The organism is Salinisphaera sp. (genome assembly GCF_002729955.1).
Lineage (GTDB): Bacteria > Pseudomonadota > Gammaproteobacteria > Nevskiales > Salinisphaeraceae > Salinisphaera.
Window position 1 is genome coordinate 38,696 of record NZ_PBYA01000028.1, and the last position, 25,154, is coordinate 63,849.

Genomic DNA, 25,154 nt, shown 5'->3' on the forward strand with positions numbered 1-25,154 from the left:
CGTCGTAGATGTCTATATGTATTCTTCGATCAGTCTCTCGGCGATCTGCACACTATTGAGCGCAGCGCCCCTGCGTACGTTATCGGCCACGACCCAGAAATTTAGACCATTTTCACATGAAATGTCTTCTCGGATACGCGAAACGAACACCTCGTCCTGGTTCGCGGCATCGGTCACGGCGCTTGCATAGCCGCCGGCTTCCGGCGTATCGACAACCGTTAGGCCCGGCGCATCCGCCAGCAGCCGGCATGCCTGCACGGCCGATAGCTTGTCGCGCGTTTCCAGGTGTATGGCTTCGGAATGGCCGAAAAACACCGGCACCTGTACCGCGGTCGGATTGATCTGCATGCCGGGCGCATCGAGAATTCGCCGCGTTTCGCCGACCAGTGCCATCTCCTCGCGGGTATAGCCGTTGTCTTCAAGCGTATCGATCTGGGCCAGAACGTTGAACGCGATCTGCTTGGTGTACACCGCGGGCGTCTTGATCGCCTGAGCGTTGAGAAGCCGCGCGCTCTGATCGGCCAGTTCGCGCAGACCCGTCGCCCCGGAGCCGGATACGGCCTGATACGTAGTCACGTTGACGCGCCGAACCTCGGCTACCTCGTGAATCGGTTTGAGTGCCATCGCCATCTGAATGCTCGGCCCGCCCGGACTGGCCACGATCCCGCGCCTGCAATAGCCGGCAAGCGCCTGCGGGTTCACCTCGGGCACGATCAGCGGCACGTCTTCGGCGTCACGAAAATGCGCACTGCTGTCGACGACCACGCAGCCCGCAGCCGCCGCCGCGGGCGCAAACTGCCGCGAGACGGCATCCCCCGCTGCGAACAGCGCTAACTGCACCCGCGAGAAGTCGAAATCGGCCACGTTCGCCACCGATACGCTCTTGTCGCGAAAGCGCGCCCGCTTGCCGGCCGAACGTTTGCTGGCCAGCGCAAAGATACGCCCGACCGGAAACTCGCGCTCCTCGAGGATTTCGAGCATGACCTCGCCAACCGTGCCGGTCGCACCGACCACGGCCACATCATATGTCTTGGTCATTGCGCCCCTGATCAATGGCCGGTTTATTCCGCTGCACGCGCTGTTCAGCGCAGCATATCGACGATGGCGCCCCCGATCTCCTGGGTACTCGCCATCTGCGTTTCATCGTCCATGATGTCGCGCGTACGCAGGCCGCGATCCAGCGCATAGCCCACCGCGTTTTCCACCTTGTCGGCGAGATCGCCCCGGTCCAGCGAGTAGCGCAGCATCATCGCCACCGACAGGATCGTGGCCAACGGATTGGCCACGCCCTGGCCGGCGATATCGGGCGCGCTGCCGTGGACCGGTTCGTACAGACCCTTGCCGTTGATATCCATCGACGCCGACGGCAGCATGCCGATCGAGCCGGTAAGCATCGCCGCCGCGTCCGAGAGCACGTCGCCGAACAGATTGCCGGTCACAAGCGTGTCGAACTGCTTGGGCGCCCGCACCAGCTGCATGGCGGCGTTGTCGACGTACATATGTGTGAGTTCCACGTCCTGATACTCGGCATGCAGCTCGTTCATCACGTCCCGCCACAGCTGGGAGACGTCGAGCACATTGGCCTTGTCGACGCTGCACAGCCGGCCGCCGCGCGCGCGGGCGATATCGAAGGCGGTGCGACCGATACGACGGATTTCGTCCTCGTCGTAGCGCATGGTATTGAACGCTTCGCGCTTGCCGTTGGCGTTCATGTGCCGACCCGCAGGCTTGCCGAAGTAGATGCCGCCGGTCAGCTCGCGCACGATCATGATGTCCAGGCCCGAGACGATATCCCGCTTGAGCGCCGATACGTGTGCAAGCTGCGGGTACAGAATCGCCGGGCGCAGATTCGCGAACAGCCCCAGCTCGCTGCGCAGTCGCAGCAGGCCGGATTCGGGCCGGTTCTCGCGCGGCTCGTCGTCCCATTTCGGGCCGCCGATCGCGCCGAACAGAATGGCGTCGGCCTCGCGCGCCGCGGCCAGCGAAGACGCCGGCAACGGTTCACCCTCGGCGTCGATCGCCGCGCCGCCTACAAGAGCTTCATCCAGCTCGATATCCAGGCCGTGGTCGCTGGCCAGCGTATCGAGCAGGCGCACGGCCTCCCGACAGATTTCGGGGCCCACGCCATCGCCGGGCATCACGAGAATTCTTGCTGTCATGGAATGATCTGTCCTTTTACCGAATACGCGGGCAAGCGAAACGCAATGGGCCTACAGGTCGCGGAACAGCCAAGGCTTTTCCTGTGCACGCCGGGCCTCGAACGCACGGATCTCATCGGCATGCTGCAATGTCAGGCCGATGTCGTCCAGACCGGCGAGCATGTTCTTGCGCCGATAAGCGTCGATATCGAAATCGTAGATGTCGCCGGCCGCCGTCACGATCTGCTGCTGGTGCAGGTCCACCTTGGCCGTCATGCCCGAGTTCGACTCGGCCTCCGCGAACAAAGCGTCAACCATTTCTTCTTTCAAGGCAATGGGTAACACGCCATTCTTGAAGCAATTGTTATAGAAGATATCGGCAAAGCTCGGCGCGATCACGCAGCGAATACCGAAATCCGCCAGCGCCCAGACCGCGTGCTCACGTGAAGAACCACAGCCAAAGTTCTCTCGTGCAAGCAGAATACTCGCCTGCCGATACGGCTCTTTGTTGAGGATGAAGTCCGGGTTCTCGCGCCGGCTGGTGATATCGGTTTCCAGCCCGCCCTGGTCGAGATAACGCCAGTCGTCGAACAGATGCGGACCGAAGCCGGTACGACGAATCGACTTGAGAAACTGCTTCGGGATGATGGCGTCGGTATCGACATTGGCGCGGTCCAGGGGCGCCACCAATCCTTCGTGAATCGTGAATTCTTGCATGATGATATCTTCGTTACTTAGAAATCGGTTGAAGTATCGAAACGGTTCAGGCGGCCGCCCGGCGGGCATCGAAACGTAGCCGCACATACGGCACCGTCCAGCGTCCCTGGGCATCCCTCAGGCTGTCGATCAAACGTTCGCGCACCGAGGCGATATAGTCCGTTCGGGCCGAACCGGGCGCGAAGGCAGCCACGAACGGCCCGGCGAGCGTGGCAATCCAGCCGCTCACATCGCCCGGCAGCAGCGTCGGTCGTTCGAAACTGAACAGTGTCTCGACCGTGAACCCGGCCTGTTCCAGGCGCTCGCGATATTGCGCGTCGGTCGGGAAGTACCAGGGATCGATCGCGTCCGCATCCAGCCCCTGAGCCTGGGCTTGCTGACGAAGCGCATCGTGAACCGGCGCCACATTACCCGCCGCGCCGAACTCGCCCACGAATCGACCACCCGGCAGCAGCCGCTGGTAGACGCCATCGATCACCGCCTGCGGATCCTGTTTCATCCAATGCAGGGCCGCATTGGAGAAAACCGCGTTGAAGCGGCCCGGGATTTGGCTACACTCGGCGAGTTCGTGACCGTCCGCCACGATCGCATCGATACCGCGCTCTCGCGCTGCCGCGACCAGCTCGGCGCTGGCATCGACGCCGAGTACGTCGGCGCCGCGCGCTGCAATGGCCTGGCTCAGCACGCCGTCGCCACAGCCCAGGTCCAGAACGCGCTCGCCCGGTCGCGCCGCGAGCTGCTCGACCACCGGCATGGCCAGATCCGCTACGAAGCGTGCATTGCTGGCGTAGTCCTGCGCGTTCCAGCCATGATCGGCTTCGCCGTCTCGACACACGGCCGTACTCATTGCTCGATGGCCAGTTCGCGGATATCGACGAAATGCCCGTGCACCGCGGCGGCCGCGGCCATTGCGGGACTCACCAGGTGGGTACGCCCGCCCTTGCCCTGGCGACCTTCGAAGTTGCGATTGGATGTAGATGCACAGCGTTCGCCGGGCAGCAGGTTGTCGTCGTTCATGCCCAGGCACATCGAACAGCCGGCATCCCGCCATTCAAATCCGGCGGATTTGAAGATCACGTCCAGGCCTTCCTTTTCGGCCTGCTGTTTCACCAACCCGGAACCCGGCACCACCATCGCCAGCTCGATGTTCGGGGCAATCCGGCGGCCCTTGAGGTATTCGGCGGCCACGCGCAGGTCTTCGATACGCGCGTTCGTGCATGAACCCAGGAATATCTTGTCGAGCATGATTTCGGTGATCGGCACGCCCGGGGTGAGATCCATGTACTGCAGCGCCGCGCGCCAGCTTTCGGCCTGCGTTTCGTTGACGGCGTTGGCCGGGGACGGCACCCGATCGGTGACCGGGCCCACCATTTCCGGCGAGGTGCCCCAGGTGACCTGCGGCGCGATCTCGGCCGCATCCAGGACCACGACCTGGTCATACTCGGCATCCTCGTCGGATACCAGCGTGCGCCAGTACTGTTCGGCCTGCTCCCACTCTTCACCGCGCGGTGCGTAGGTGCGACCGCGCATATATTCGATGGTGGTGTCGTCCACCGCCACCATGCCGGCACGGGCGCCGGCCTCGATCGACATGTTGCAGATGGTCATCCGACCTTCCATCGACAGGGCACGCACGGCTTCACCGCCATACTCGATCACATAGCCGGTACCGCCGGCGGTGCCGATCTTGCCGATGATCGCGAGCATGATGTCCTTGGCGGAAATACCGGGGGCAACCTGCCCATCCACGCGAACCAGCATCGTTTTCGAGCGGGCTTGGGGCAGTGTCTGGGTGGCCAGCACGTGCTCGACCTCCGAGGTGCCGATACCAAAGGCCAGCGCGCCGAAGGCGCCGTGCGTGGCGGTATGCGAGTCACCGCAGACGATGGTCATCCCCGGCTGCGTCGCGCCCTGCTCCGGGCCGATGATATGCACGATGCCCTGGCGCGGATCGCCCAGGCCGAACAGGCGAATGCCGTGCTCATTGCAGTTCCTGAGCAGTGCATCCACCTGGGCACGCGAAATGGTATCGGCAATACCGCCATCGCGGTTGACGGTCGGTACGTTGTGATCGGGCACGGCAAGATTGGCATTCACGCGCCAGACCGGGCGATCGGCCAGGGCCAGCCCTTCGAAAGCCTGGGGCGAGGTGACTTCGTGCACCATGTGACGGTCGATATACAGCAAGCCATTGCCGTCTTCTTCGCGAACCAGGTGTTCGTTGAACAGTTTTTCGTAAAGCGTCTGTGCCATGACCGGCTCCGTATCAGTGGATGGCGTACAGCCTAAGCGCCGCCCATGAATTACTCAAATGAATCTTTCGGATATAATCGATTACCTTTAGGCAAGGGCGACCTTCATGCAAACCGAAGCGATCCGTGCGTTCGTCACGGTCTGTGATCAGGGCTCGTTTCAGGCAGCGGCGAACGCGCTGCACCTGAGCCAGCCCACCATCAGCAAACGCCTGGCGTCACTGGAAACGCGCCTGGGCCACGAACTGTTCGACCGTGTGGGCCGTGGCGTCGCGCTGACCGAGGCCGGGCGGGCTTATCTGCCCCATGCACGGGAGCTGCTTGCGGTGGTACAGGACGGGCGCCGCGCGCTCGACAACTTACACGTCGAAACCACCGGGCCGCTGCGCCTGGCCCTGTCACATCATGTGGGTCTGCACCGCATGCCGGAGGTACTGCGCGCCTATGTGGCCCGCCATCCGAACGTGACGCCGGAGATCGTATTTCTGGATTCCGAAGCCGCCTGTCGCAGCGTCGTCAACGGCGACTGCGAGCTGGCCGTGATTACTCTGCCGACGCCGCCCCACCCGGGGCTGGTCGAAGACTGTATCTGGAATGATCCGATGAGCGTGTTCGTGGGCCAGGATCATGCCCTGGCCAACGCCGGGCAGGTCAACGTGGCGGATCTGGCACGCTATCCCGCCGTCTTGCCGCCGGTGGAAAGCTACACCTATGACATCGTCGCGGCGGCGCTGGCGCCGTACGGACTCACCCTTGACCCGCGCATGACCAGCCATTATCTGGAAACGCTGCGCATGCTCGCCGGCGTGGGCATCGGCTGGACCGTGCTGCCCACCTCGATGCAGCACCCGGAGCTCACCCGTCTCGAACTGCCGGGCGTGCATATCGAACGCCGGCTGGGCGCCATTCGCCACCCGCGCCGGAGCCTGTCCAACGCAGCGCGCGCCCTGCTAACGATGCTGGACGCGCGCCGCGACTAGCACTAGCTTTCGCGCACGATGCGCCAGCCGCCGTCCTCGCGTACCAGGGTCACGCGCTTGCGCTCGCGATCTTCGTAAGTGTTGGACTTGTAATGCTGATTGAAGCTGGCCTGGGCGCGATCGTCGCCCAGCAGGCTGACCTGAATATCGCTGATCTCGACCCGAATCCAGGCCGGGCCCTTCACGGCGCGGTCGCGCGACTTCGCCCAGGCGGTCAGGCTGGTGCCGTCCTTGGGCTGATAATTGTCGCTGTAGGCATTCAGATAGCGGCGCACATCCTGAGCTGCCCAGGCATCCGCCCAGTCCTTGAGGGCCTGTTCGACGGCCTGGCGTGCCTGCGACTGGCTTTCGGCCTGCATCTGCGCCGGCGCGGAAGCCGGCTCGGCACCGGCGTTCTGACTGGGCGTATTCGACGCCGGTTCAGGGCTCGAATCGTCGGCCGAAGGCGCGCCATCACGCGGCGGCGCTTCGCTCACGCGCTGGCTGTCGACGCTTTCGGACTGAGCAGCGTCGGCGGACACGGTGAACTGGATTGCGTCGGGATCGCCTTCGCGCAGAATCTGCCAGCCGTCGGCGGTTTCCTGCATCAGCAGCGCCTTGCGCTCGCTGTCCTGATAGGTGTCTGACTTGTAGCGCTGGTTGAACTTCACCAGCGCCTGCTCGCCGCGGTGGTCGATCTGGGTATTGCTCAGGGTAACGTCGATACGCGCCGGCCCGCTCACGCGCTCACGCCGCTGTGCGGCCCAGGCCGAACGGCTCATGCCGTCGTCGGGCACGAAGTCGGGGCTGTACATCGACAGATAACCGTCGACATCCTGCGCCGACCAGACTGCCGCCCAGCTTTGCAGCGTGGACTGCGGCGAACTGGTATCGATATCCACCGGGGCATTGCGACGGGCCGTGACGTTGGGTACGGCCGGCGGCGTCGGCTTGGAAGCCGAGGCCGAGCCTGCGCTCATGCCACCGCCGATGAACTCGGCCAGCTGCTGGCTTTTGGCCCGGGCGATGGCATTGTCGCTTTCCAGCTCGCCCGCGCGCGCATAGGCGCCCTGCGCCATGGCGACATAGATATCGCCGAGATTCTCTTGCGCCGGACCGTGCTGGGGATTGATTTCGACCGCCTTTTCCAGCGCCGACTGCGCGCCTTCGAGGTCGTTGTTGCGGGCACGCAGTACGCCGAGATTGTTCCAGGCCTCGGCCATTTCCGGGTTATCCGACACCAGTGCGTTGAAGGTATCCAGCGCTGCCGCCGTATCGCCGCTGCGAGCGAGCGCGAGGCCCTTGAGAAACCGGGCTTCGGCGTTGTTCGGCGACTTCGCCAATACCGCGTCCAGCTGCTCTACCGCGCTCGAATAATCGTTGCGTGACAGGGCGTCGCGTGCGGCGTCCATGTCCGCATGGGCCACCCCGCCCGACAGCGCGGCAACGATAAGGGCCGTGGCGGCCGAGGTCTTGAATCTGATGGTCATGGAAACGAAATCCCCCAAGCGAGTTCTACTGCGTTCGTATTATGCCGTTTAGTGATCGCGTTGCCAGACCAACGCATCAATCAAGCGCGCTCCGAGGCGATCGGTGCCAGCCCGCTGGCGACATCTGCGTTCTGGGCGCGATGACGAAGGGCGTGGTCGAGCAGCACAAGCGCGAGCATGGCCTCGGCGATGGGTGTCGCCCGCAGCCCCACGCAGGGATCGTGGCGACCGGTGGTGCGCATCTGTGTGGCCTGGCCCTGCGTGTCGATGGTATCGCCCGGAATGATGATGCTCGAGGTGGGCTTGAGCGCCATGCTCGCGCGAATGGTCTGGCCGCTTGAAATACCGCCCTGTATGCCACCCGAATGGTTGCTGGCAAAGCCCTCGGGCGACATTTCGTCGCGGTGCTGCGAACCGCGCTGATTGACCACGGCAAAGCCGTCGCCGATCTCCACCCCCTTGACCGCGTTGATGCTCATCAAGGCCTTCGCAATCTCGGCGTCGAGACGATCGAAGACGGGCTCGCCCCACCCCGGCGGCACGCCGGTGGCCACCACGTTGATACGGGCGCCGATCGAGTCGCCGTCCTTGCGCAGGGCGTTGATGTAGTTCTCCAGCTCTTCGAGACGCGCCGGTTCGGCACAGAAGAACGGATTGTGATTGGCGGCGTCCAGATCGTTGCAGGCCAGCTCCAGCGGGCCCATGGCCGCCAGATAGCCCTGAATACGCACGCCGAAGCGCTCGGCGAGCACCTTGCGCGCGATCGCACCGGCCGCCACGCGGGTGGCGGTTTCGCGCGCCGAGGAGCGGCCGCCGCCACGATAATCGCGAATGCCGTATTTCTGCAGGTAGGCGTAATCGGCGTGATTGGGCCGGAATACGTCTTTGATCTTGGAGTAATCGCGCGAACGCTGATCGGTGTTTTCGATGATCAGCCCGATCGGCGTGCCGGTGGTCTTGCCTTCGAACACGCCCGATACGATACGGGCGCAATCGTCTTCACGGCGCTGAGTCACATAGCGCGACGTGCCGGGCTTGCGCCGATCCAGATCGGCCTGCAAGTCGTCTTCGCTGATCTCGATGCCGGGCGGGCAGCCATCGACGATACAGCCGATCGCCGGCCCGTGGCTTTCGCCGAAGGTGGTGACCGTGAATCGTTCGCCCCAGGTATTGCCTGCCATATGTCTAAAGCCTGTCGAAAAACTAGTTGGCCGTCTCGTTCTGGGCGTCCACCCAGGCATCCAGATCCTGTGCTTCCAGCACGCCAACGCCCAACCCGCCGCGCTCGAGCTCTACCCACGTTATCGGCAGGTCCGGGTAAGTCTGTTCCAGAGCGAAGGCGCTGTAACCCACTTCCAGCACCAGCAGCCCATCTTCGCTGAGATAGTTGCGGGCGTCGAATAGAAGCCGGCTGACCAGCAGCAGGTCGTCGCTGTCGCCGTGAAAGGCAAACCCCGGTTCGTGTCGGTATTCCGGCGCCAGGCCGGCCCATTCGTCGCGGGTGACATAGGGCGGGTTGGTCACGATCAGATCGAAACGCTGCTCGGGCAGACCATCGAACAGATCCGCCTTCACATACTCCACCTGCGGCCCGATATCGTGCTTGTCGCTGTTGATACGCGCGACGGCCAGCGCGTCGTCGCTGGCATCCGTGGCGACCACGCGGGCTTCCGGAAAAGCCAGCGCGCAGGCGATGGCAATCGCGCCGCTGCCGGTACACAAATCGAGAACGGACAACGGTTCGCGGTGGCCCAGCCACGGCTGGAACTCGGTTTCGATGAGTTCGGCGATCGGCGAACGCGGCACGATCACTCGTTCATCCACAAAGAACTCCAGCCCCGCGAACCAGGCCTTGTTCGTGATGTAGGCGGCGGGTTGGCGGCTGTCGATACGGCGCTCGATGATCTCGATAACCGCGTCGCGCTCGGCAAAAGTCAGCGTGCTGTCGAGATAGACATCGGGCAGCGTCGCATCCAGACCCAGCGTATCCAGCACCAGATGGGCGGCCTCGTCGACCGCGTTGTCGCTGCCGTGACCGAACGCCAGCCCCGCCGCGGCAAACCGGGATGCGCCCCAGCGAATGTAATCCATCACGCGCGTGAGCGTTGCGGCGATGTCGGTGTTGTCGTGCTGCGTCATACCGTCTCGTGTGTAGCCTCAAAGCAGCCGTCCCCGGGGCGTCCGGGCATCTGGCTGGTACGCAATCATAGCGACGCCGTGCGCCGCGTGGCGCAAGGATAAACCACATCCGCGCTTTGCGCGGCCCGGCAACCGCTGCATAATTCGTCGGGGCCGCCTCGTTTCGCAGGCGATCGACGAACAAACGCGCATGGCATGGCTTTGGCGCGCTGGCGCGCCGTCGAGTTCGACCCCGAGAGGTTGAAGGCTCACGCAAACGCTACGGGAGCGAATACGCGAGGATCGCGTTGCAGCGCTGGCTCGTATGGCCTGTCATGCCACATCCGCGCGGGCGAACTTGGGCCGCGGCCGACTATGCACAGGTTCGCAGGCGGCGCTACGCTGCGCGCATCCACCGATTCACGGTATATCGAATGGCTTCACCGAACGCGGCAAGCACCGGCGACCGGCTTTTTGCTGCCCTGCTCTGGCTCTTGCCAACGCGCGCGATATCGCGCGCCGCCCATGCCCTGGCACGGGCACGCCTGCCCTGGTTGAAACAGACGCTGATCAACACTTTCATGCGCCTGTATCCCAGTATCGACATGCAGGAGGCGGCCCAGCCCGACCCCACGGCCTATTCCAGCTTCAACGCCTTTTTCACCCGCGCGCTCGCCCCCGATGCACGGCCCATGCCCGAGGACCGCGAACGGATCGTGTCGCCGGTGGACGGCACCCTCGGCGCCTTCGGCCAGGCCCGTACCGGCATGATCTGCCAGACCAAGGGCATGGCCTACGATCTGCGCACGCTGGTGGGCGGCAGCGAAGCCTGGTCGGCCGCGTTTCTGGGGGGCCACTATGCGACCTTTTATCTTGCGCCCTCGAACTACCATCGCGTCCATATGCCCCTGGACGGCTGCGTACGTGAAATGCGTTATGTGCCCGGGCGGCTGTTCGGCGTGAACCCGCGCTGCGTGCGCGCCATTCCGCGCCTGTTCGCACGCAACGAACGCCTGGTGACCCTCTACGACACGGCGGTCGGGCCAATGGCGCTGGTCATGGTGGGCGCGTTCATCGTGGGCGGCATCCACACCCGCTGGGCCGGCCAGGTGTGCCCGCCGCACCGGCGTACCCCGCGCAACGAAAGCTTCATCGATGCCACCCTGGAAAACGCCTACTACGCCCGCGGCGAAGAGATGGGCCGTTTTTCGATCGGTTCCAGCGTGATCCTGCTGTTCGGTCCGGGGGCGCTGGCCTGGGAGGACCCGCTTTACAACGGTCAGCCGGTCAAACTGGGCGATTCCATCGCCCGCCTCGGCAACGGCGCCTGAAACGCGCCGAATCGCTCAACGACGCGCCCAATCGAAGGCCAGCGCCTCGGCCAGGCAATCGAAGCCGCAGATAAGCGCCAGTAGCCGGTCCACCCCCAGGGCCACGCCGGCACTGGGCGGCAGCCCGGTCGCCATCGCGTCCAGCAGACGTTCATCCAGTTCCGTTGCGGGCGCCCCCGCCTCACGGCGCAGCCGCTGTTCCCGCTGCATGCGCTCGCGTGCGGTTGCGGCATCGGTCAGCTCCTGGGCGCCGTTGGCCAGTTCCACGCCCTGCCAGAACCATTCGAAGCGATGGGCCACGCCGGGGCGCTCGCCATCCGTGGCCACCAGAACCGCGTCCTCGGCGGGGAAATCGACTACGCACTGCGGGCCGTTCTGGCCCAGCGTGGGCTGAACCGCCAGACTCATGATGAGGTCGAGCCAGAATGCGCGATCATTATCAGACGCGGCATCGGCGGGGGCGAGCTGTCGCTGACGCGCCCAGTCGGCAAGCGCCGCCGCTTCGCACTCGATCGGGTCGAGTCCGGTCACGGCTTCGAACACCGCCCGATATTCACGGCTCGGAGCACAGCGTACACCGGCGACAGCCTCGATCAGCGCGCCGGTCTCCGCGACCATATCGGCCATGCCTGCCTGCGGCCGATACCACTCGAGCATCCAGAACTCGGGGTTGTGCCAGCGCCCGGCCTCCCCGGCACGAAAAACCGGCCCAAGCTGATAGATGGCGCCCATGTCGGCGGCGAGCAGGCGTTTGAGTGCGTGCTCGGGCGACGGCACGAGATAGCCGGCCTGCTCGACGCGCATGCTCATCAAGCCGCGCTCTGCCGGGGCCGCGCTGGCTAGCAGCGGCGTGTTGACTTCGAGCACGCCGCGCTCGGCCATGAACGCGCGGATATCGCCCAGCAGCCGGGCACGACGTGCCAGTGTCGCCCGGCTTGCACAGGGGCGCCAGTCGTTCATGCCGGGCCTGGCAACGCCTTGCGCGCCGGACTAGCTTTCGTTGGCGCGGGAGACGTATTCGCCCTTGCGCGTGTCGACCTTGAGCGTTTCGCCTTCTTCGATGAACAGCGGCACGCGCACCACGGCGCCGGTTTCCAGCGTGGCCGGCTTGCCGCCGCCGCCGGAGGTGTCGCCGCGAACGCCCGGATCGGTTTCGGTCACGGTCAGGGTGACGAAGTTCGGCGGCTCGACCTGCAAAGGCGTACCGTTCCAGAGCGTCACGCTGCAGGTGTCCTGGGCCTTGAGCCATTTGGTGGCATCGCCCACCGCCGCTTCGCCGGCCTGATACTGCTCGAAGCTGTTCGGCTCCATGAAGTGCCAGAACTCGCCGTCGTGGTAGAGATACTGCAAATCCACGTCCATCACGTCGGCGGCTTCGACGCTGTCGCCCGACTTGAAGGTACGCTCGATAACGCGGTTGGTCTTGAGGTTGCGAATCTTGACGCGGTTGAACGCCTGGCCCTTGCCGGGTTTGACGAACTCGTTCTCGACGATGGCACAGGGGTCGCCATCGAGAATGATCTTGAGCCCGCCCTTGAACTGGTTGGTATTGAAGGTCGCCATAGAAGCTTGTTTCTGGTTGGTTGAAAACCGCGCGCCCGGGACGCGCGCCCGGTTGGCGCAGCGCGGACGGCGTTCTACACTGACCGCCATGCATCACGCCAAAGTCGAGACTCTGCGCGCGCCTGCGCGAAAGCGCGCCAGTCTATCGCAAACCGGTCACGGCTGGCAGCAGGCCATGCGCGAGTCGGTTACCGATATCGAAACCCTGCTCGATCTGCTCGCGTTCGACGAGTCCGCGCGCGGCGTATTCGCCCATGTACATACCGGCTTTCCGTTACGGGTGCCGCGCAGCTATGTCGCGCGCATGCGCCCCGGCGATGTAAACGACCCGTTGCTGCGTCAGGTTCTGCCTGTGGAGGCAGAAAACGCTGACGTGCCCGGTTTCTCGATGGACGCGGTCGGCGATCACGCCAGCGCACTCGGCGATGGCGTACTGCATAAATACCACGGACGTGCGCTGCTGGTGACCACGGGCGCCTGCGCGGTGCACTGTCGCTATTGTTTCCGGCGCCATTTCGACTATGCGAACCAGCATGCGGGCGCCCGTCAGGGCGACACCGCCCTGGCCCATATCGCGGCGGATACGAGCATCAACGAAGTGATTCTGTCCGGCGGTGATCCGCTGTCGTTGAGCAACGCCCGGCTCGAAGCGCTGGGCGAAGCGCTGGATGCAATCGAACACGTCACCCGGATTCGGATTCATACCCGTACCGCGGTCGTATTGCCCGAGCGCATCGACGCCGGCCTGGTCAACTGGGTGAGTCAGCGGCGCCAGCAGGTGGTGATCGTCATCCATGCCAACCATGCGCAGGAGCTCGACGACGAGGTGGCGATGCGGCTGGCCGCGCTGCGCGAGGCCGGTGCCACCCTGCTTAATCAGGCGGTTCTGCTCAAGAACGTCAACGATGATGTCGATACATTGATAGAACTCAGTGAACGGCTCTTTGCCGTGGGCGTGATGCCGTACTATCTGCATATGCTCGACCGGGTGGCCGGCAGCGCCCATTTCGAAGTGGCCGAGACGCGGGCACGCGCGCTCGTCGACCGTGTGGCGGCCCGCCTGCCGGGCTATCTCGTGCCTCGGCTGGCGCGAGAAAACGCCGGCGACGCCGCAAAACAGGTACTCGGCCACGACGCCGGCCCGAGCGGCGCCCATACGCGATGATGTCAAGGGGAAAGGATTGAACCAGCACACAACGGCCTCACAGCCCGGCACCGGGGTCGGCAAGACTCTGGCAGTCCTCGCGATCACGGCCAACGACACGGTCTTCGAACGCATTCATGGTGTGCTCGACGACAGCGACGATCCGGTCGACCTGGTTCGCGTCGAGGATCCCACGCAGCTGGGCGAGGACGATGCCATATCCGGCGTCGCCTTGATTGTTCTGCACTGTCACGCTGACGAAACTCGCGCACGTCGTGAACTCGGGCTCGTACATGGCCTGGCCGGGCTTGCGCCGGTTGTCGTACTCGACAACTCGGATGCCGGCATCGACCGCGACGCCGCCCTCGAGGCCGGGGCCTGGGAGATGGTCGCGCTGTCCGAAGATGCACTGCTCGGCCTGCGTCTGCGCCAGGCTCTGGAAGTCGGGCGCGTGCGGGTTGAATTGCAGGACGCCGCACAACGCTTGAACCAGACCCAGCGCCGGCTCGATGTGCTGCTCAGCCACGGCCAGGACGCCCGTGCAACCCTGTTGGGGCAGCGCGTGGCCGAGCCCAGCCCCGCCTTCGCCCGCCTGATTGGCGTCAAGGATATCGAGAGCGCGCGCGGCATCGACCTGCTCGATCGCGTGGCGCCGCACGATCGCAACCGCTTTTCCGAAGCGCTCGACCAGGTCGCCACCGAGCAGTCCGATGCGTCGCTGGTGTTCGATCTGACCACGCACCTCAATCACCGCCAGAGCGTACGCGCCCTGCTGACCCCGGGCGTGGCCGAGAAGAGCGACGAGCGCCGCACCAACGTGGTTCTGCAGTCGGTCGACAGCGAACAGCAGGCCGGCGACGCGGCCCGCGGCCCGGCGCTCGACGGGCGCATGGCGCTGCATTCGGTGCTGTCGCAAACGGTGAGTCGAGCCAAGGAATACGTGCTCGGCATGGTCTTCGTGGCCGTCGACGAGGTGGCCGGGCTGCAGGATCAGTACGGGCTGGCCGAAAGCGATCTGCTGCTGCAGGAAGTCGGCCTCTATCTGATACAGGCTTTGCGCGGCGAAGATCGTGTCTTTCGTTTTGCCGCCGGCGAATACGTGATGATCGTCGAACGGCATTCCGCCAACGAGATCGAGGAATTCGCACAGACCCTGCAGAGCGCGCTCGCCGAGGAAGCCTTTGGTGACGAACACCAGAGTGCGGCGCTTACGGGGAGCCTGGCCTACTGTGTTCTTTCCGGCGGCTCCAGCCAGAACGACGCGCACCTGCAGCGTTTGATGAACGCCGCCTACGAACTACGCGAACAAGGCGGCAATGCCTGTCGTAAATGCACGGTCGACAGTCCGGCCGACGCCAGCGTCGGTGCCCACGACGCCTGGGTGCAACGCCTGCAGGACGCGCTCGAACAGGACCGTTTCAGCCTTGCCTATCAGGGTGTCACCAGTCTTGCCGGCGACAGCCAACCCTACTTCGACGTGCTGCTGCGCTATGTGGATGACCGCGGCGCGCTGGTACGCCCGGGCGAATTCCTGCCCGCTGCCGAGCACGCCAACATGATGCCGGATATCGATCGCTGGGTCGTACAGCGGGCGATCGACGTCATCTGGCAGCAAAAGGCCAAGAACACCGAAATCATACTGTTCGTGAAGCTTTCCCCCGCCACGATCGAGGCCGGTGAAACATTCACCCAGTGGCTGGCCGAGGCGATCGAACAGCGGCCTATCGATACCAGCGCGCTGATCTTCAGCTTTCGCGAAGACGATGTCCGCAGCAATGCCCGTGCCACCGGCCAGCTCGCCCAGGCTCTGGCCGATGCCGGCTTCCGCGTTGCCCTGACCCATTACGGCAGCACGCCGAAAGCCGTGCAGATACTCGATCGGATGCCGGCCCACTTCATCAAGCTCGCCCCCGACTTTGCCCGTCAGATTCTCGGCCGCGAGCAGGACGAGCGCCTTGCCCACATTATCGCCAGCGCACGCGAGCGCGAGATTCCGCTGATCGCTGAACAGATCGAGGACGCCAACAGCATGGCGCGCCTGTGGCAGGCCGGCATCAACTACGTGCAGGGCCACTTCATCCAGGAGCCCGACACCGAGGCCCTGACCGACGACACGGCCGCACCCGCGTTATAGCGGGACTACGCCACGCCACACGACGCATTGCCCGGTGGCGTGGCGTACCAGTTCCGGCACCCGGCCTGCGACCTGTCTCAGGCCCGGGGTCGATTTGACTCAGGCACGCTGCGCCTTGGCCCCTTCCAGCGCGGCAATGCGCTCTTCCAGCGGCGGGTGGGTCATGAAATAGCGCTTGATACCGAGCGCCTTCTTGCCGGAAATACCCAGGGCCTGCATCTGGTCGGGCAGCTCGGTGGCGATGCTGCCGGCCTGCAGCCGGCGCAGCGCGCCAATCATCTTGGCGCGCCCCGCCAGATGCGCGCCGCCCGCGTCGGCCGCGAACTCGCGCCGGCGCGAGAACCAGAACACGATCATGCTCGCCAGCACGCCGAGCACCATTTCCGCGAAGATCACGGTCACGAAATAACCGATTCCGTGCCCACGCTCGTTGCGCAGGACCATACGGTCGACGATATGCCCGATCACGTGGGCGAAGAAGAACACGAAAGTGTTGACCACGCCCTGGATGAGCGAAAGCGTGACCATGTCGCCATTGGCGATATGACTGACTTCGTGGCCGATCACGGCCTCGGCCTCGTCCTGGCTCATCTGGCGCAGCAGACCGGTGGATACGGCCACCAGCGCGCTATTACGGCTCATGCCGGTGGCAAAGGCGTTCATGTCGGGCGAATCGTAGATCGCCACTTCCGGCATGCCGATTCCGGCCTGACGGGCCTGACGCGTCACCGTGGATACAAGCCAGCTTTCCATGGCGTTCGAGGGCTGCTCGATCACCTGCGCGCCGGTCATGCGCTTGGCCATGAACTTGGACATGGCCAGCGAAATCAACGAACCGCCCATGCCGAACACCGCGGCAAAGATCAGCAGCGACGGAATATCCAGATTGACGCCGTTGGCGGCAAGCAGGCTGGTCACGCCAAACAGCTGAAGAATGACCGTCAGCACCAGCATGATGGCGATGTTGGTCAGTAAAAACAGCGCGATACGTTTCATCGATCAACCTACGGTTGCGGGTATACCGATTAGATAGCGTAGCCGCGCATTGGTTTCAAGATAGGCGAGCGCGTTTATTTTTTTGGCCGTTTTCAGATCTGTGCGAGGTCAGCAAAGCCCGACCGGCCGCGAATGAATCGCGGTTCCCAAAGGCAGGGCGGTCCGCAAATGAACGCCAATAAACGCGAATGATAAAACGTCTAACGTCGGGATTTCAGTGCAACCAACACTTTACGCTGGCTGCGACAGGCAAGACGCCTCTAGCGATAGCTCAGCGGCTCGGCCAGCCCCGATCACACCCATCGCTCTTCCATTCGCGCGTATTTGCGTTCATTTGCGGACCAACATGCTTTTCGGCGGTCGCGCACTGGTCGCAAGCCCACCTGCACACCGTGGCTATGCCCTGAAGAGAGAACTGTCCGCGAATGAACGCCAATTAACGCGAATGATAAAGCGTCTAAAGGCGGGGATTCAGCTTAACCAAACACTTGCGGCTGGCTGCGGCAGAGCAGAAGCCTCTAGCGATAGCGCAACGGCTCGGTCAGCCCCGATCGCACACACCACTCTTCCATTCGCGCGTATTTGCGTTCATTTGCGGACCAAAAATGCCTTCCCGGCGGTGGCGCATTGGTTGCAAGCCCACCACCGCACCGTGCCTACCCTGAACGCAGGACCGTCCGCGAATGAACGCCAATCAGCGCAAATAAAAAAAGACTAAGCCCGGGCATTGCTTTTGAACAAACACCTGAGGCACCCGGGAACCGACCGCTAGCGCCAGACCGGAGCGCGAGAGCACGGTCGCGCCCCCAATCGCCCCACCCTCTTTCATTCGCGTGTATTCGCGTTCATTTGCGGACCGACTCGTCTTCTACCGAATCGCGTACGATCGGAAAGAATTCGGCGTCGGATCAGTCGTCGACCTGTACGGCCTGAACCTGCGTAAAGCCGCGTGGCAGGCGCTTGCCCCGTGAGGCGCGCGGGCCGCGATAGCTGTCGCGCTCGCCGGCCTTGAGCGTCATATGCCGCTTGCCGCTGTAGAGGGTGAGCGCCGCGCTTGCCGGCAATGCCGCGACCGCGACCACCGTTTCGTCCTTGTTGAGCGAGATCAGCTTGTTGCCCTTGCCCTTGGAAAGCGCCGGCAGTTCGCCGACCGGCAGGCAAAGCAGCTGGCCCGAACTGGTGACAACGCAGACCTCGGGGTCGTCGCCGGCGATCGGCGCGGGTGCGAGCGCATCCGCGTTCTTGCCCACCGACAGCGCGGCCTTGCCGCTCTTGTTGCGGCTGCTGATCTCCCCCAGCGTGGTGGTAAATGCGTTGCCGGCGGAGCTGGCCAGCACACAGCGGGTATCTTCGTCGCCGAGTACCACGCCGACGAACCGCGCGCCGTCGGCCGGGTTGAGACTGCCCGTGAGCGGCTCGCCCTGCCCGCGCGCAGACGGCAGCCGGTGGGCAGCCAGCGTATAGCTGCGCCCGGTGGAATCGAGCACGATCAAGGTCTGATTACTGCGCCCGGGCGCATGGGTGAGATAATCGTCACCGCTGCGAAAACTCAGGCCCGCGGCGTCGACGTCGTGGCCCTTGGCCGCACGGATCCAGCCCTGGCGCGACAGCACTACGGTGATCGGCTCGCTGGGCAGCAGGTCGGCTTCGGACAGCGCCTTGGCCTGGTCACGTTCGACCAGGCGACTACGCCGGGCATCGCCGTATTTTTCGGCGTCGGCCATGATCTCGTCGCCAATGAGCTTATCCAGCTTCTTGCGCGAGCCCAGGATTGCTTCCAGCGTCTGGCGCTCGGCTTCCAGCTCTTCCTGCTCGCCGCGAATCTTGAACTCTTCGAGCTTCATGAGATGACGCAGGCGCAGGTCCAGCACCGCATCGGTCTGGGTGCCGGTCAGTCCGAAGCGCTCCATCATCACCGGTTTGGGGTCGTCCTCGGTACGGATGATGTGAATGACTTCATCGATATTCAGATAGGCCGTGAGCAGGCCTTCCAGGATATGCAGCCGATCGAGCACCGCGTCGAGGCGATGTTCGAGACGGCGCGTGACCGTCTGGCGCCGATAGGTCAGCCATTCGGTGAGAATTTCCTGGAGGTTCTTGACCCGGGGCGCGCCGTCGAGGCCGATCACGTTGAGATTGACGCGTATGCCCTTTTCCAGACCGGTGGTGGCGAACAGATGCGCCATCAGCGCTTCGGTATCCACCCGGTTGCTACGTGGCACGATGATCAGACGCGTGGGGTTTTCGTGGTCGGATTCGTCGCGTAGATCCGACACCATGGGCAGCTTCTTGGCTGCCATCTGGCCGGCGATCTGTTCGAGAACGCGTGCGCCGGAGGTCTGGTAGGGCAAGGCATCGATCACGATCTCGCCGTTCTCGAGGGTATAGGTCGCACGCAGGCGCACGATACCGTTGCCCTTGGCATAGAGCTCGCGAATTTCCTCGGCGGGGGTGATGATCTCCGCCCCGGTCGGGAAATCGGGCGCCGGCAGGTATTCACACAGCGCGTCGAGGTCGGCCTCGGGGTTGTGCAGCAGGTGCACGGTGGCCTCGGCGACTTCGCGCAGGTTGTGCGGCGGAATATCGGTGGCCATGCCCACGGCGATGCCGGTGCCGCCGTTCAGGAGCACGTTGGGCAGACGCGCCGGCAGCGTCACCGGTTCGTTGAGGGTGCCGTCGAAGTTGGGCTGCCAGTCGACCGTGCCCTGCCCCAGTTCGGACAACAGCGTCGCCGCATAGCCGGTCAGCCGCGATTCGGTATAGCGCATGGCCGCAAACGACTTCGGATCGTCGGCGGTGCCCCAGTTGCCGTGCCCGTCGACCAGCGGGTACCGATAGGAAAACGGCTGGGCCATGATCACCATGGCTTCGTAGCAGGCCGAGTCGCCGTGCGGATGGAACTTGCCGATCACGTCGCCGACCGTACGTGCGGCCTTCTTCGGCTTGGAGGCAGCGGACAGGCCCAGCTCGGACATGGCATAGACGATGCGACGCTGTACCGGCTTGAGGCCGTCGCCGACATGCGGCAGCGCCCGATCGAGGATGACGTACATCGCATAGTCGAGATACGCCTTCTCGGCGAAGGTGCGCAGCGGCTGGCGCTCGCTTTCGTGTTCTGTCGTGGCCATCGGTTGTCTTGTTGTTCAGATCAAGAAGGAAGGCGGTCCGCCGATTACGCAGAATTCACCGATTGAAGATTAAGCCAGTCAGGCTTCGATCGCCTACGGACGTGACGCGAACAAAGGGTTCTTCAGTTCCTGTTTCAAATCCGTGCAATCTGCGTAATCTGTGGATCAAGTGCTGCTGTCTTGCGCCCGCAACGGAATCAGACCTCGGCCTCGTGGCCCCTGGCTTCGAGCCAGCCACGGCGGTCGGCCGCGCGTTTCTTGGCCAGCAGCATATCCATGAGTTCGTCGACTTCGGTATCCGGCATGCCGTCTTCGTCGATCGACAGCTGCACCAGCCGGCGCGTGTCCGGGGCCATGGTGGTTTCGCGCAGCTGTAGCGCGCTCATCTCGCCCAGGCCCTTGAAGCGGGTGACGCTGATCTTGCGCTTCTTCTTTTCGTTTTCGAGCCGGCGCAGGATGACGTCCCGCTCGTCGCGATCGAGCGCATAGAAGACTTCCTTGCCGGCATCGATACGAAACAGCGGCGGCATGGCCACGAACACATGGCCGTGCTCGACCAGCGGACGGAAATGCTTGACGAACAGCGCGCATAAAAGCGTCGCGATATGCAGCCCGTCGGAATCGGCGTCGGCAAGGATGCAGACCTTGTGATAGCGCAGCCGGTCGAAGTTGTCGCTGGACGGGTCCAGCCCCAGCGCCACCGAAATATCGTGGATTTCGTTCGAGGCCATGATATCGGCCGGCTCGACCTCCCAGGAATTGAGAATCTTGCCGCGCAGCGGCATCACCGCCTGGAAATTGCGATCGCGTGCCTGCTTGGCACTGCCCCCGGCCGAATCGCCCTCGACCAGGAACAGCTCCGAGCGCGAGGGATCGTCGGTCACGCAGTCGGTGAGCTTGCCCGGCAGCGCCGGCCCGGCGGTCACCCGCTTGCGCTTGACCTTCTTCGCACTACGGGCACGGGCCTGGGCGTTGCCGATGATCTGGGCCGCCAGCAGCTCGCCGGTTTCTGCATGGCGATTGAGCCACAGCGAGAAAGCGTCCTTGACCGCATTGGACACGAAACCGCTGATATCGCGTGAAGACAGCCGTTCCTTGGTCTGACCCGAAAACTGCGGCTCGTTCATTTTCACCGACAGCACATAGGTACAGCCGGACCAGACATCCTCGGGCGCGATCTTCACGCCGCGGGGCAGGAGGTTGCGAAACTCGCAGAACTCGCGCACCGCCTCGGTCAGGCCGGTGCGCAGGCCGTTGACGTGCGTGCCGCCCGAAGCGGTGGGAATGAGGTTCACGTAGCTTTCGGCCACGCCGTCCACGCCCGGCTGGTCGGGGGCGAGCCAGGTCAGCGCCCAGTTGACGGTCTGACTGCCGCCGTCCTCGCCGCCGGTAAACGCCGGCGTAATCACGCAGTCGATATCCTGCAGCGCATCGGCCATGTAATCGGCCAGACCGTCGGCATACTGCCAGGTGATGTCCTCCTCGGCCGCCTCGTCGACGAAGTGCACCTTCAGATTCGGGCACAGCACGGCCTTGGCGCGCAGCAAATGTTTAAGTCGCGCGGTGGCAAAGCGCGGGCTGTCGAAATACTGCGGATCGGGGTCGAAATGCAGCTTGGTGCCGGTCTTGTTCTTGGCACAGGAACCGATTTCGGTAAGCGGGCTTTCCAGCTCGCCGCCGGTAAAACGCATTTCGTAGTGGGTGCCCCCGCGCCAGACCTGGGCCACCAGGGTGGTCGACAGCGCATTGACCACCGACACGCCCACGCCATGCAGGCCGCCGGAGAACTGATACTGCTTGTTGGAGAACTTGCCACCCGCATGCAGACGGGTAAGGATCAGCTCGATACCCGGTACGCCCTGTTCCGGATGAACGTCGACCGGCATGCCGCGACCATTGTCGGTCACCGACAGCGAACCATCGGTATGCAGGGTTACCTCGATTTCGGTGGCGTGACCGGCCAGCGCCTCGTCGACGCTGTTGTCGATGACTTCCTGGGCCAGATGATTCGGGCGTGCGGTATCGGTGAACATGCCCGGGCGCTTGCGCACCGGGTCCAGACCGGAAAGTACTTCGATGTCGGCAGCGTCGTAGCGGCTGGCCATGGGCCCTCGTCCTGGCTTGAGATGAGGCGGTTCGCATCACCCCGGACGGGCGGCAACCGCTTTCAGCGAATGCGCGGCACGTTAAGCCAAGGCGCGCACGCTGGCAATAGACACTGACGCCGCGCCGTTGTGACGCTAGACTGTCCGATTGATCGCTCCTGCAGGCCGATACCATGGCAAAAACCGATACGCCCGCCGCTGAAACCGAGAACCCGCCCCGGTTGGCCGCCTTCGAAGAGTCCGTGACCGAACTCGAAGGCCTGGTCGAGGCGCTGGAGAGCGGCGACGTATCCCTCGAACAGGCTTTGGCGAAGTTCGAACGCGGCGTGGTGCTGGCGCGCCAGTGTCAGCAAACGCTTAAGAACGCCGAACTGCGCGTCGATCAGCTGCTTGCCGAAGGCGACAATGAGCGTATCGCCGATTTCGACCCACCTGCCGAGGGCGACACGGTCGGCTAGCCTTCGACGGATTTAACGCGGCGACGACGCTATGGTCGCGACAGGCCCGGTGGCTGTGGCAAACCGTGACCCCGTCCGCCGGTATAAGCGCTTTCAACCTAGCGCATACGTGCACGAATCTGGGCGCCATGCACGTGGGTATCCTCATCGTCGGCCGCGCTGAAGACATGCACTGACCCCTTGCCGCTGAGCTTGACCGAATACAGCGCGCGATCGGCGTTGTGCATCAGGCGATCGGCGTTTTCGCCATGCGCGGGGTAGAACGCCAGGCCAATACTCACACCCACGCTGATATCGCTGGAGCCGCCGGCACAAGGCAACGAGATCGGCTCGCTCAGCTGCGCCCGCAGCGCCTCGCAGAGGGCGATACAGGCCTGCTGATCATCGACATTTTCGAGAATGAGCGCGAATTCATCGCCGCCAAAGCGTGCCACCGTGTCGGTCTTGCGGGTGTTCTCGCGCAGCCGATCGGCGATCGTCTGCAGGGTGATATCGCCCACGCCGTGCCCGAACTCGTCGTTGACCGGCTTGAAGCCGTCGAGATCCATGTATCCGAGAGCGAAAATCCCGCCTTTGCGCCGGGCGCGCTGCATGCTCGTGGCCAGTCGATCGAGAAACAGCAACCGGTTGGGCAAACCGGTGAGCGCATCATGGGTGGCCAGCTGCTGCGCACGATCTTCGGCGCGACGGCGTTCCTCGATTTCGCGTTCGAGCTGGCTGTTGCGCTCGTCGAGTTCGGCCAACGCTCTCTTGAGCGCGTGCCGGCTTTCATAAAGTTCGATGAAGTTGCGGACCTTGGCCGACAACAGCGACGGATTGAGCGGCTTGGTGATGTAGTCGACCGCGCCCACGTCGTAGCCCTTGAGCCGATCCATATCATCGGTTGCGCCCGCGGTGACAAAGATCACCGGCGTGTGCTGGGTCGACTCCTCGCCGTGCAGAAACTCCGCGACTTCCATCCCGTCCATGCCCGGCATCTGTACGTCGAGCAGAATCAACGCGAACTCGGTTTCGATACAGGCGGCCAGCGCATCGTTGCCGTTATCGGCTTCGACCACTTCCACCTCGAGCGTTGCCAGCACCCGGCGCATGGCCAGCCGGTTGGCATACAGGTCATCGACGACCAGTATGCGCGGGCGCGAATGCTCGGATGAACTATCGATAGGCGGCATCATTAAATTACCGTGCAAGCCGTGAAATAACGCGCACGGCGTCCAAGAGTTGGCTGGGCGAGTTCTGCCGATCGGGCTCGAACAGCTTCAGCGCGGCGCGCGGCATGTCGGGCGCGCTTGCCGTTTCCGGAGTTTGAACGATGGTCAGCCCGCCCAGACGATGAATCGCCCGGAGCCCGGCCGCACCGTCGGCGTTGGCGCCGGACAGCAGTATGCCGACCAGATACCGACGGTAAGTATCGGCCATTGATTCAAATAATACATCGATACTCGGTCGCGCATACTGAATTCTCGGCCCGGCACACAGGGCGAATGTCGCGCTGCGCTCCACCAGCAGATGGTAGCCGCCCGCGGCGAGGTGCACCCGGTTCGCCTCGACCGCCGTGCCATCCTCGGCTTCCACCACCGGCAACTCGGTATGCCGGCCCAGCACCGCGCAGAGATCGTCGAGGTCCCGGCTGGCGGTGTGCAGACAAATCACGATCGCCAGACGCGTCGGCGCTTCCAGACCTTCGAGCAGCCGACAGACCACTTCCAGGCTGCCGGCCGAACCGCCGATGACCAGGGCCGCGTAGTCCGCGTCGCTCATGCCCGGTCCCGCTTGAGTCGATAAATGCGTTCATGGGCGCTGACCAGTTCGAAACGGTCCGCCACCGGCGAGGTCGTGCTGAGCGCCTCCTTGTTGCCCAGCACCAGGAAACCGCCCCGCACCAGACTGTCCGCGAACAGCGTCAGGACCCGATCCTTGAGCGGCTGGGTGAAGTAGATCAGCACGTTGCGACACATGATCAGCTGGGCTTCGGCGAAAACGCCGTCGGTGACCAGGTTGTGATGGGCGAATACGACCTTCTCCAGCAACTCCCGACGCATGCGGATGAGGTTGTAGCGGGCATGGTAGTAGTCGGACAACCGGCCCGGGCCGCCGGAGGCCAGATAGTTACTGCGATACTCGGGCAGGTTCTGGCGATTGAAAATACCTTCGGCGGCGCGTTCCAGCGCGTAGTCGTTGAAATCCGTGGCATAGATCTGGGAACGCGGGGTCAGGCCGGCCTCGGCGAGCATGATGGCCAGCGAATAGACTTCTTCACCGTAGGCACAGCCGGCCAGCCAGATATTGATGCGTGGCCAGGACGCCAGCATGGGCAGCACCTCGCTGCGCATGGCCTGGAAGACTTCCGGGTCGCGAAACAGCGACGACACCGGCACCGACAGGTGGGACACGATCTCGCGTACCAGGGCCGGCTCGTAGAGCGTGCTCGGAATGAGGTCGCCCACGCGCTCGACGCCGAGTTTGCGGGCCAACTCCTGGGCGCGCCGCTTGAGCGATGCCCGCGAGTACTCCGAGAAGTCGTAGCCATGCCGAAGTTTCAGCGCGTGAATGAAGGCTTCAAGCGCGATGTCTTCCGCTTCGAGTGCCTGTTCGGCCTCGTTATCCCTGGGCTTGACCAT

21 protein-coding genes are annotated in these 25,154 nt (G+C 63.9%); 5 read left to right on the forward strand and 16 right to left on the reverse strand.

From position 1 onward, the window contains the following. Positions 1-12: 12 nt before the first annotated feature. The 5 genes from CMN27_RS07750 to leuC are packed head-to-tail and all read right to left on the reverse strand — an operon-like array spanning position 13 to position 5,108. The gene (locus tag CMN27_RS07750; RefSeq protein ID WP_293625349.1) at positions 13-1,038 is read right to left on the reverse strand and encodes an aspartate-semialdehyde dehydrogenase; all 1,026 of its coding nucleotides are present in this window, start codon (positions 1,036-1,038) and stop codon (positions 13-15) included. Between the two features lie 44 nt (positions 1,039-1,082). Continuing rightward, positions 1,083-2,159, reverse strand: a complete 1,077-nt coding sequence (gene leuB / locus CMN27_RS07755) for a 3-isopropylmalate dehydrogenase (protein WP_293625351.1) — start codon at positions 2,157-2,159, stop codon at positions 1,083-1,085. 51 nt (positions 2,160-2,210) lie between these two features. After that, complete coding sequence (gene leuD / locus CMN27_RS07760) at positions 2,211-2,855, reverse strand: 3-isopropylmalate dehydratase small subunit (RefSeq protein ID WP_293625353.1); 645 nt, start codon at positions 2,853-2,855, stop codon at positions 2,211-2,213. Between the two features lie 46 nt (positions 2,856-2,901). Further along, the gene (locus CMN27_RS07765) at positions 2,902-3,702 is read right to left on the reverse strand and encodes a class I SAM-dependent methyltransferase (protein ID WP_293625355.1); all 801 of its coding nucleotides are present in this window, start codon (positions 3,700-3,702) and stop codon (positions 2,902-2,904) included. After that, on the reverse strand, positions 3,699-5,108 hold the full coding sequence (gene leuC, locus CMN27_RS07770) for a 3-isopropylmalate dehydratase large subunit (protein ID WP_293625357.1): 1,410 nt from the start codon (positions 5,106-5,108) through the stop codon (positions 3,699-3,701). The genes CMN27_RS07765 and leuC overlap by 4 nt, the downstream gene beginning before the upstream one ends. 106 nt (positions 5,109-5,214) lie before the next feature. Here leuC and CMN27_RS07775 point away from each other — a divergent pair, with 106 nt between their 5' ends. Then, on the forward strand, positions 5,215-6,087 hold the full coding sequence (locus CMN27_RS07775) for a LysR family transcriptional regulator (protein WP_293625359.1): 873 nt from the start codon (positions 5,215-5,217) through the stop codon (positions 6,085-6,087). 2 nt (positions 6,088-6,089) lie between these two features. On the opposite strand, the gene CMN27_RS07780 is transcribed toward CMN27_RS07775, so the two are convergent. The 3 genes from CMN27_RS07780 to prmB form a co-directional block, all read right to left on the reverse strand. Beyond that, a complete protein-coding gene (locus CMN27_RS07780) occupies positions 6,090-7,556 on the reverse strand; it encodes a tetratricopeptide repeat protein (RefSeq protein WP_293625361.1) in 1,467 nt (488 codons plus the stop codon). Positions 7,557-7,636: 80 nt separating this feature from the next. Continuing rightward, on the reverse strand, positions 7,637-8,737 hold the full coding sequence (aroC, locus tag CMN27_RS07785) for a chorismate synthase (protein ID WP_293625363.1): 1,101 nt from the start codon (positions 8,735-8,737) through the stop codon (positions 7,637-7,639). A gap of 22 nt (positions 8,738-8,759) precedes the next feature. Next, on the reverse strand, positions 8,760-9,695 hold the full coding sequence (prmB, locus tag CMN27_RS07790) for a 50S ribosomal protein L3 N(5)-glutamine methyltransferase (protein WP_293625364.1): 936 nt from the start codon (positions 9,693-9,695) through the stop codon (positions 8,760-8,762). Between the two features lie 413 nt (positions 9,696-10,108). On the opposite strand from prmB, the gene asd reads away from it, so the two are divergent. Further along, a complete protein-coding gene (asd, locus tag CMN27_RS07795; RefSeq protein ID WP_293625366.1) occupies positions 10,109-11,005 on the forward strand; it encodes an archaetidylserine decarboxylase in 897 nt (298 codons plus the stop codon). 15 nt (positions 11,006-11,020) lie between these two features. Here asd and epmA read toward each other — a convergent pair whose 3' ends face one another. Both epmA and efp read right to left on the reverse strand, forming a co-directional pair. Then, positions 11,021-11,965 (reverse strand): EF-P lysine aminoacylase EpmA, encoded by a 945-nt coding sequence (epmA, locus tag CMN27_RS07800; protein WP_293625368.1) that lies wholly within the window; start codon positions 11,963-11,965, stop codon positions 11,021-11,023. A 30-nt stretch (positions 11,966-11,995) separates the two neighbouring features. Next, positions 11,996-12,568 (reverse strand): elongation factor P, encoded by a 573-nt coding sequence (gene efp, locus CMN27_RS07805; RefSeq protein ID WP_293625370.1) that lies wholly within the window; start codon positions 12,566-12,568, stop codon positions 11,996-11,998. Positions 12,569-12,656: 88 nt separating this feature from the next. Here efp and epmB point away from each other — a divergent pair, with 88 nt between their 5' ends. Further along, entirely contained in the window at positions 12,657-13,733 is a 1,077-nt protein-coding gene (gene epmB, locus CMN27_RS07810; RefSeq protein ID WP_293625372.1) for an EF-P beta-lysylation protein EpmB, read from the forward strand. Between the two features lie 16 nt (positions 13,734-13,749). After that, positions 13,750-15,846 (forward strand): EAL domain-containing protein, encoded by a 2,097-nt coding sequence (locus tag CMN27_RS07815; RefSeq protein WP_293625374.1) that lies wholly within the window; start codon positions 13,750-13,752, stop codon positions 15,844-15,846. A gap of 99 nt (positions 15,847-15,945) precedes the next feature. Here the strand turns inward: CMN27_RS07815 and htpX are convergent, their stop codons facing one another. The 3 genes from htpX to parE all read right to left on the reverse strand — a co-directional run bounded on the left by htpX (position 15,946) and on the right by parE (position 22,075). Beyond that, entirely contained in the window at positions 15,946-16,842 is an 897-nt protein-coding gene (gene htpX, locus CMN27_RS07820; protein WP_293625376.1) for a protease HtpX, read from the reverse strand. 908 nt (positions 16,843-17,750) lie between these two features. Further along, entirely contained in the window at positions 17,751-19,970 is a 2,220-nt protein-coding gene (parC, locus tag CMN27_RS07825; protein ID WP_293625378.1) for a DNA topoisomerase IV subunit A, read from the reverse strand. Positions 19,971-20,167: 197 nt separating this feature from the next. Next, positions 20,168-22,075 carry a DNA topoisomerase IV subunit B gene (gene parE / locus CMN27_RS07830; RefSeq protein ID WP_293625380.1) on the reverse strand — a complete coding sequence of 636 codons (1,908 nt, stop codon included), beginning with the start codon at positions 22,073-22,075 and terminating at the stop codon, positions 20,168-20,170. A gap of 173 nt (positions 22,076-22,248) precedes the next feature. Between parE and CMN27_RS07835 the strand changes: the two genes are divergently transcribed. Then, positions 22,249-22,533, forward strand: coding sequence for an exodeoxyribonuclease VII small subunit (locus CMN27_RS07835; RefSeq protein WP_293625382.1), 285 nt, complete (start codon positions 22,249-22,251; stop codon positions 22,531-22,533). Positions 22,534-22,631: 98 nt separating this feature from the next. Here CMN27_RS07835 and CMN27_RS07840 read toward each other — a convergent pair whose 3' ends face one another. Genes CMN27_RS07840 through CMN27_RS07850 form a run of 3 tightly spaced genes read right to left on the reverse strand, consistent with a single transcriptional unit; the run spans position 22,632 to position 25,154 of the window. After that, complete coding sequence (locus tag CMN27_RS07840) at positions 22,632-23,708, reverse strand: diguanylate cyclase (RefSeq protein WP_293625384.1); 1,077 nt, start codon at positions 23,706-23,708, stop codon at positions 22,632-22,634. Between the two features lie 4 nt (positions 23,709-23,712). Continuing rightward, on the reverse strand, positions 23,713-24,294 hold the full coding sequence (locus CMN27_RS07845; RefSeq protein ID WP_293625386.1) for a chemotaxis protein CheB: 582 nt from the start codon (positions 24,292-24,294) through the stop codon (positions 23,713-23,715). Continuing rightward, positions 24,291-25,154 (reverse strand): protein-glutamate O-methyltransferase CheR, encoded by an 864-nt coding sequence (locus tag CMN27_RS07850; protein ID WP_293625388.1) that lies wholly within the window; start codon positions 25,152-25,154, stop codon positions 24,291-24,293. Before CMN27_RS07850 ends, CMN27_RS07845 begins: the two co-directional genes overlap by 4 nt.

Excerpts from the sequence above, each read along its gene's own strand:
- CMN27_RS07780 (WP_293625361.1), bottom strand. The coding sequence starts at position 7,556 with ATGACCATCAGATTCAAGACCTCGGCCGCCACGGCCCTTATCGTTGCC.
- leuC (WP_293625357.1), bottom strand. The coding sequence starts at position 5,108 with ATGGCACAGACGCTTTACGAAAAACTGTTCAACGAACACCTGGTTCGC.
- efp (WP_293625370.1), bottom strand. The coding sequence starts at position 12,568 with ATGGCGACCTTCAATACCAACCAGTTCAAGGGCGGGCTCAAGATCATT.
- parC (WP_293625378.1), bottom strand. The coding sequence starts at position 19,970 with ATGGCCACGACAGAACACGAAAGCGAGCGCCAGCCGCTGCGCACCTTC.
- epmB (WP_293625372.1), top strand. The coding sequence starts at position 12,657 with ATGCATCACGCCAAAGTCGAGACTCTGCGCGCGCCTGCGCGAAAGCGC.
- CMN27_RS07835 (WP_293625382.1), top strand. The coding sequence starts at position 22,249 with ATGGCAAAAACCGATACGCCCGCCGCTGAAACCGAGAACCCGCCCCGG.
- CMN27_RS07750 (WP_293625349.1), bottom strand. The coding sequence starts at position 1,038 with ATGACCAAGACATATGATGTGGCCGTGGTCGGTGCGACCGGCACGGTT.
- htpX (WP_293625376.1), bottom strand. The coding sequence starts at position 16,842 with ATGAAACGTATCGCGCTGTTTTTACTGACCAACATCGCCATCATGCTG.
- leuB (WP_293625351.1), bottom strand. The coding sequence starts at position 2,159 with ATGACAGCAAGAATTCTCGTGATGCCCGGCGATGGCGTGGGCCCCGAA.
- parE (WP_293625380.1), bottom strand. The coding sequence starts at position 22,075 with ATGGCCAGCCGCTACGACGCTGCCGACATCGAAGTACTTTCCGGTCTG.
- CMN27_RS07845 (WP_293625386.1), bottom strand. The coding sequence starts at position 24,294 with ATGAGCGACGCGGACTACGCGGCCCTGGTCATCGGCGGTTCGGCCGGC.
- prmB (WP_293625364.1), bottom strand. The coding sequence starts at position 9,695 with ATGACGCAGCACGACAACACCGACATCGCCGCAACGCTCACGCGCGTG.
- CMN27_RS07765 (WP_293625355.1), bottom strand. The coding sequence starts at position 3,702 with ATGAGTACGGCCGTGTGTCGAGACGGCGAAGCCGATCATGGCTGGAAC.
- CMN27_RS07775 (WP_293625359.1), top strand. The coding sequence starts at position 5,215 with ATGCAAACCGAAGCGATCCGTGCGTTCGTCACGGTCTGTGATCAGGGC.
- CMN27_RS07840 (WP_293625384.1), bottom strand. The coding sequence starts at position 23,708 with ATGATGCCGCCTATCGATAGTTCATCCGAGCATTCGCGCCCGCGCATA.
- aroC (WP_293625363.1), bottom strand. The coding sequence starts at position 8,737 with ATGGCAGGCAATACCTGGGGCGAACGATTCACGGTCACCACCTTCGGC.
- CMN27_RS07850 (WP_293625388.1), bottom strand. The coding sequence starts at position 25,154 with ATGGTCAAGCCCAGGGATAACGAGGCCGAACAGGCACTCGAAGCGGAA.
- asd (WP_293625366.1), top strand. The coding sequence starts at position 10,109 with ATGGCTTCACCGAACGCGGCAAGCACCGGCGACCGGCTTTTTGCTGCC.
- leuD (WP_293625353.1), bottom strand. The coding sequence starts at position 2,855 with ATGCAAGAATTCACGATTCACGAAGGATTGGTGGCGCCCCTGGACCGC.
- epmA (WP_293625368.1), bottom strand. The coding sequence starts at position 11,965 with ATGAACGACTGGCGCCCCTGTGCAAGCCGGGCGACACTGGCACGTCGT.